Source organism: Actinomycetota bacterium, assembly GCA_035759705.1.
Taxonomy (GTDB): domain Bacteria; phylum Actinomycetota; class CADDZG01; order JAHWKV01; family JAHWKV01; genus JAJCYE01.
On sequence record DASTUJ010000176.1, the window covers coordinates 1 to 5,269 of the forward strand.

Annotated in this window: 6 protein-coding genes; 5 read left to right on the top strand and 1 reads right to left on the bottom strand. The window is 66.5% G+C overall.

Going from position 1 to position 5,269, the window contains the following annotated elements:
* The 4 genes from VFV09_12200 to lysS form a co-directional block, all read left to right on the top strand.
* Positions 1 to 340: pantoate--beta-alanine ligase (locus VFV09_12200; GenBank protein HEU4868474.1), on the top strand; the 340-nt coding region annotated here is incomplete at its 5' end.
* Positions 337 to 696 carry an aspartate 1-decarboxylase gene (panD, locus tag VFV09_12205; GenBank protein ID HEU4868475.1) on the top strand — a complete coding sequence of 120 codons (360 nt, stop codon included), beginning with the start codon at positions 337 to 339 and terminating at the stop codon, positions 694 to 696. The genes VFV09_12200 and panD, both read left to right, overlap by 4 nt.
* Positions 697 to 698: 2 nt before the next feature.
* Positions 699 to 1,466 carry a type III pantothenate kinase gene (locus VFV09_12210; protein ID HEU4868476.1) on the top strand — a complete coding sequence of 256 codons (768 nt, stop codon included), beginning with the start codon at positions 699 to 701 and terminating at the stop codon, positions 1,464 to 1,466.
* Positions 1,459 to 3,654, top strand: coding sequence for a lysine--tRNA ligase (gene lysS, locus VFV09_12215; GenBank protein ID HEU4868477.1), 2,196 nt, complete (start codon positions 1,459 to 1,461; stop codon positions 3,652 to 3,654). The genes VFV09_12210 and lysS overlap by 8 nt, the downstream gene beginning before the upstream one ends.
* Here the strand turns inward: lysS and VFV09_12220 are convergent.
* The gene (locus VFV09_12220) at positions 3,651 to 4,100 is read right to left on the bottom strand and encodes a hypothetical protein (GenBank protein HEU4868478.1); all 450 of its coding nucleotides are present in this window, start codon (positions 4,098 to 4,100) and stop codon (positions 3,651 to 3,653) included. The two genes, lysS and VFV09_12220, sit on opposite strands and share 4 nt — an antisense overlap.
* 320 nt (positions 4,101 to 4,420) lie before the next feature.
* Here VFV09_12220 and VFV09_12225 point away from each other — a divergent pair.
* Positions 4,421 to 5,269 (top strand): Clp protease N-terminal domain-containing protein (locus tag VFV09_12225; GenBank protein ID HEU4868479.1); only part of this gene is annotated, 849 nt, incomplete at its 3' end.

The following is a 5,269-nucleotide window of genomic DNA, read 5'->3' on the forward strand; positions in this document are numbered from 1 at the left end:
GCGGGAGGCGGACGGGCTGGCGATGTCCAGCCGCAACCGGCGCCTGGGCCCTGAGGACAGGAGAGAGGCGGCAGCCCTGTACGAGGCTCTTCAAGCTGCGGCAACGAGCGGGAGGCCGTCTGCCGCCGGAGTGGTGGCGGCCGCCCGAGCGGTGCTCGACCAGCACCCGGCGGTAAGGGTGCAGTATCTTGAGGTGGTCCACCCGCAGACGTTCGAACCCGTGGACACCGTTTCCTCCGAGGCGCTGATCGTCGTGGCGGCGCAGGTTGGATCGGTAAGGTTGATCGACAACTGCATCGTCGGGACCGCTCAGCGGCCTGAACGGAAGGAAGAGCGATGAGACGCACCATGATGCACGGCAAGATCCACCGGGCGGTCGTCACCGACGCCAACGTCGACTACATCGGCAGCATCACCCTCGACCCGGACCTCATGGACGGCGCCGGCATCCTGGAGAACGAGCAGGTGCACGTGGTCGACGTCGACAACGGCGCCCGCTTCGTCACCTACGTGATCACCGGCGACCGGGGCTCCCGCCAGGTCGTCGTCAACGGCGCCGCCGCGCATCTGGTCACACCGGGCGACCGGGTCATTGTCATCGCCTACGCCGAGATGGAGGACGCCGAGGCCCTGGCGCACCGGCCCAACGTCGTGCAGCTCGACGGAGTCACCAATGCCCCACTCCTAGTTCACTAGCCGTGTTACTTGCGGTCGACGTCGGCAACACCCAGACCCACATGGGGGTCTTCGACGGCGAAAACCTGATCGCCCAGTGGCGTACCCGCACCGAGAGGGCCCGCACCGCCGACGAGCTGGCTTTGACCTTCCGCCAGCTACTTTCGATGAACGACCTGTCGTTTCCGGCCCAGATGGAAGCCGTCGTGATCTCGAGCGTCGTCCCCCCGCTGACCGCCGCCCTGCGGGAGATGGTGGAGCGTTACTTCGGGTTTGCTCCCGTGGTCATCGAGCCGGGGACCAGGACCGGCATGCCCATCCTCATCGACAACCCCGGTGAGCTGGGGGCGGACCGCATCTGCAACTCGGTGGCCGCCTACGCCCTCGCCGGCGGGCCGCTCATCGTCATCGACTTCGGAACCGCCACCACCTTCGACGTCATCGGCCAGCGGGGAGAGTACCTCGGCGGGGCGATCGCCCCCGGAGTCCAGGTATCCGCCGATGCGCTCGCCCAGGCGGCCGCCCGCCTGCCCCGGGTCGAGCTGCTCCCGCCCCGGTCCGTGATCGGGAAATCGACCATCGAGTCCGTGCGTTCCGGCGTCCTGCTGGGGGCGGCCGCGATGGTCGACGGAATGATCGACCGCATCCGAAGCGAGATGAAAGGGGAACCGCAGGTGGTTGCGACCGGCGGCCTGGCGCCGCTGGTGCTGGAGCACTGCACCACCAAGGCCGGCTTCGAGCCGACCCTGACCCTCGCGGGATTGCGTATCCTCTACGAACGTAATGTCTGAAACCCCCGAAAGCACACCTGAGGCGCCCGAGCGCGCCGCCGACCACCTCAAAGCCCGCCGGGACAAGCTGGATTCGCTGGTGGCCGCCGGTGAGGACGCCTTCAAGGTCATGTTCGAGCGGACCCACAAGATCGGCGAGATCGAGCCGCTGGTGCCGGACCTCGAGGCCGGGGGCGAGAGCGACCTGAAGGTCCGCATCGGGGGCCGGCTGATGGCGTTCCGGCGCCAGGGCAAGCTGGTCTTCGCCGACGTCGCAGACGACTCGGGCAGGATCCAGCTGCTGGCCCAGGCCAACCGGCTGGGAGACCGCTTCGCGCGGCTCGAGGACCTGGACATCGGCGACTGGGTCGGCGCCTGGGGGCCGGTCATCCGGACCCGGCGCGGGGAACTGTCCGTTGCCCTGGAGGGCTTCGACATCCTCACCAAGGGGCTGCGGCCGCTCCCGGAGAAGTGGCACGGCCTGAAGGACGTCGAGGGCCGCTACCGCCAGCGCTACCTGGACCTGATTGCCAACCCCGAGGCCCGTACGGTCATGAAGGCCCGCTCCAGCGCGATCGCGTTCATGCGCAACTGGCTGCAGGAGCGCGGGTTCATCGAGGTCGAGACCCCCATGCTTCAGCCGATCCACGGCGGCGCCCTGGCCAAGCCCTTCACCACGTATCACGAGGCCCTCAACATGCAGCTGTTCCTGCGGGTGGCCCCCGAGCTGTACCTGAAGCGCCTGGTGGTCGGAGGAGTCGAGCGGGTCTTCGAGATCAACCGCAACTTCCGCAACGAGGGCGTGTCGGTCCGCCACAACCCCGAGTTCACGATGCTCGAGGCCTACCAGGCGTTCGCCGACTACAACGACATGGCGGAGCTGCTCGAGAACATGGTCTCCGAAACGGCCCAGGCCACCTGCGGGACGATGAAGGTTCCCTACCAGGGCGAAATCCTGGATCTCACGCCCCCGTTCCGCCGAGCCCGGATGATCGACCTGGTCGCGGAAGCCGGCATCGACGTCGAAGGGGACCTGGCCGCCGAGTGCGCGCGGGTGGGCGTCAAGGTCGACCCGGGCTGGTCGTGGGGCAAACTCCTGCTCGAGCTCTACGAGAAGAAGGTGGAACGCAACCTGGTCCAACCGACCTTCGTCATGGACTTCCCGAAAGAGGTGTCCCCCCTCGCCCGCCAGCACCGCAGCGACCCCCGGTTCACCGAACACCTCGACCTGGAGATCGCCGGCATGGAGGTGGGCGTCGCCTACTCGGAGCTGACCGACCCCATCGACCAGCGCCGCCGCTTCGAGGCCCAGCTGGACGACTCTGACGAAGAGGCCCACATGATCGACGAGGACTTCCTGAAGGCCCTGGAGTACGGCATGCCGCCGACCGGCGGCCTGGGGTTCGGGATCGACCGGTTCCTTATGGTGTTGACCGACCAGGCGTCGATCCGTGAGGTGATCCTGTTCCCGGCCCTCCGCCCGGAGGACGGCGTAACCCAGCCGGCCCCCGACAAGCCGAAGGCCACCAGCGGAGACACCGCCGCGATCGCCGACCTGAAAGCCGCCATCCAGGCGTCGATTCCCGAAATCGCAGAAGCGGTGGTGGCCGCCATGCCGGAGATCGGAACCGCGGCCGCCAAGCGGGCCGCCGAGATTGCCGCCCGGCGGGCCGCCGACACGCCCTCACCGTCCAAGACCTCCCGTACCGCCGCGCACGACCCGGGTCAGATTCCACAGCTCCTGGTTGTCGGCACCGGCAAGGTCGCTTCTGCTCTGGCCGGCCTCGCCGAACGCAGCGGCTTCCACGTGCGGGTGGCCGCCGGGCCGGACGCCTACAGTGTCGGTGAGTTCGAGGGCGCCGACGAGGTCATCGTCACCCCGGAGCCCCAGGACGTCGAGGCCCTGCGGCCGGACGCCAACACCTACGTGGCAATCTGCAGTGAGGTGAACGAGTTTTCCGAGGCGGTCCTGCAGACCCTGATGGGGACCGACGTGCCCTACCTGGGCGTGATGCTGAAGAAGGGCAAGGCGGCCGCCGCCTTCAAGCGACTCGGCAAGCTCGGCTTCGACGAGCAGAAGATCGCCCGGGTCCACATGCCCATCGGCCTGGCGCTGCGCAGCCAGAGCCCGGAGGAGATAGCAATCAGCATCCTGGCGGAGATAGTGAGCGTCCGGCGAAGCGACGGCTCGGTAGCCGCCGGAGGCTAAACGGCCGGTGGGCCGGCGACCGGCCAATCGAACGCCCGAAGGGCCTCGACAATTCGGTCCCGACTCCCATTGTCGACGGGCAACCGGAAAACCGCTTTGCCCTCGCGGTTGAACGCAACCAACTGAACCTGGGACCTACGCTCCTCAAACCGAACTCGTGAAACCTCCCGCTTCCCAATGCTGCGATCCGACCCGCCACCCTCCCGCGTCAACGCGTCCCTGGAAACAACCAGCGCCCAACCTGGTCTGGTGGCGCCGCGCAGCCGCAGCTTCCACAACACCAGGTAGATCGGGAACCCGACCGCGAACGCCTGGATCGCCGGGCGGTAGAACGCAGCCCCCGCGAAGAGGATCGCAAAGGCGAAGAACCATCCTATGAACGTCCGGTTGACGGCGGCGGCGGTTCCTTGGGCAAAGGTGATGCGCACCGGCGCCTGGTCGTCCATCGGCTCATTGTCGCAATAGGGAATGAATAGGTTCGGAGGCTCGTTTAACCGTGTAGCGGCAAAGACGCATTAACATTGCTAAGTAAACAACTTACGCCTGAGCAACCGCACGGATACCCATGGACCGCGGTCGCCAGTGACAGGCCAAGTGTGCACGCTGGAAGAGCTCCCGCTTAAGAGGAGCCGCCACTCGGCCGATAACTCTCCGCGCGCCTGTTTTCGCGATTTCGAGCACGGGTTTTAGTGAGGGTCCAGCGGTCTATAATCAGTGACGGAACCGACTATTTTAGCCAGATGGTTCCCGGGATGGAGTGATTGCCATGTTCGAAAGATTTACCGATAGGGCCAGGCGCGTTGTCGTGCTTGCCCAGGAGGAAGCCAGGCTTCTCAACCACAACTACATTGGCACCGAGCACATCCTGCTGGGCCTTATCTCCGAGGGAGAGGGCGTAGCTGCGAAGGCACTCGAGTCCCTGGGTGTATCGCTGGACTCTGTTCGGTCCCAGGTTGAAGAGATCATCGGCACCGGTTCGTCTTCTCCCCAAGGGCACATTCCGTTCACGCCCCGGGCAAAGAAGGTCCTGGAACTCAGCCTGCGGGAAGCACTGCAGCTGGGCCACAACTACATCGGCACCGAGCACATCCTGCTCGGCCTCATCCGCGAGGGTGAAGGCGTGGCCGCCCAGGTTCTCCAGAAGCTCGGAGCCGACCTCGGCCGGGTCCGCCAGCAGGTCATCCAGCTTCTGAGCGGCTTCGGGCCGTCCCAGGAGAAGGGATCGTCCGGCGGCGGCGCAGGCGCAGGTGAAGGCGCAGCATCCCCCGGTGGATCCCCGATTCTCGACCAGTTCGGCCGCAACCTGACCGCGCTGGCCTCCGGCAACAAGCTGGACCCGACCATCGGCCGGGACAAGGAGATCGAGCGGGTCATGCAGGTGCTGTCCCGCCGTACCAAGAACAACCCCGTCCTGATCGGCGAGCCCGGTGTCGGCAAGACCGCCATCGTCGAGGGCCTGGCGACCAAGATCGTTGCCAACGAGGTTCCCCAGACGCTCAAGAACAAGCAGATCTACACGCTTGACCTCGGGGCCCTGGTTGCCGGTTCCCGCTACCGCGGTGACTTCGAGGAGCGCCTGAAGAAGGTCCTCAAGGAGATCCGCACCCGCGGCGAC

What these genes read in the sequence shown, in the direction of transcription:
- VFV09_12220 (HEU4868478.1), bottom strand. Translation starts at nt 4,100, where the DNA reads ATGGACGACCAGGCGCCGGTGCGCATCACCTTTGCCCAAGGAACCGCC.
- lysS (HEU4868477.1), top strand. Translation starts at nt 1,459, where the DNA reads ATGTCTGAAACCCCCGAAAGCACACCTGAGGCGCCCGAGCGCGCCGCC.
- panD (HEU4868475.1), top strand. Translation starts at nt 337, where the DNA reads ATGAGACGCACCATGATGCACGGCAAGATCCACCGGGCGGTCGTCACC.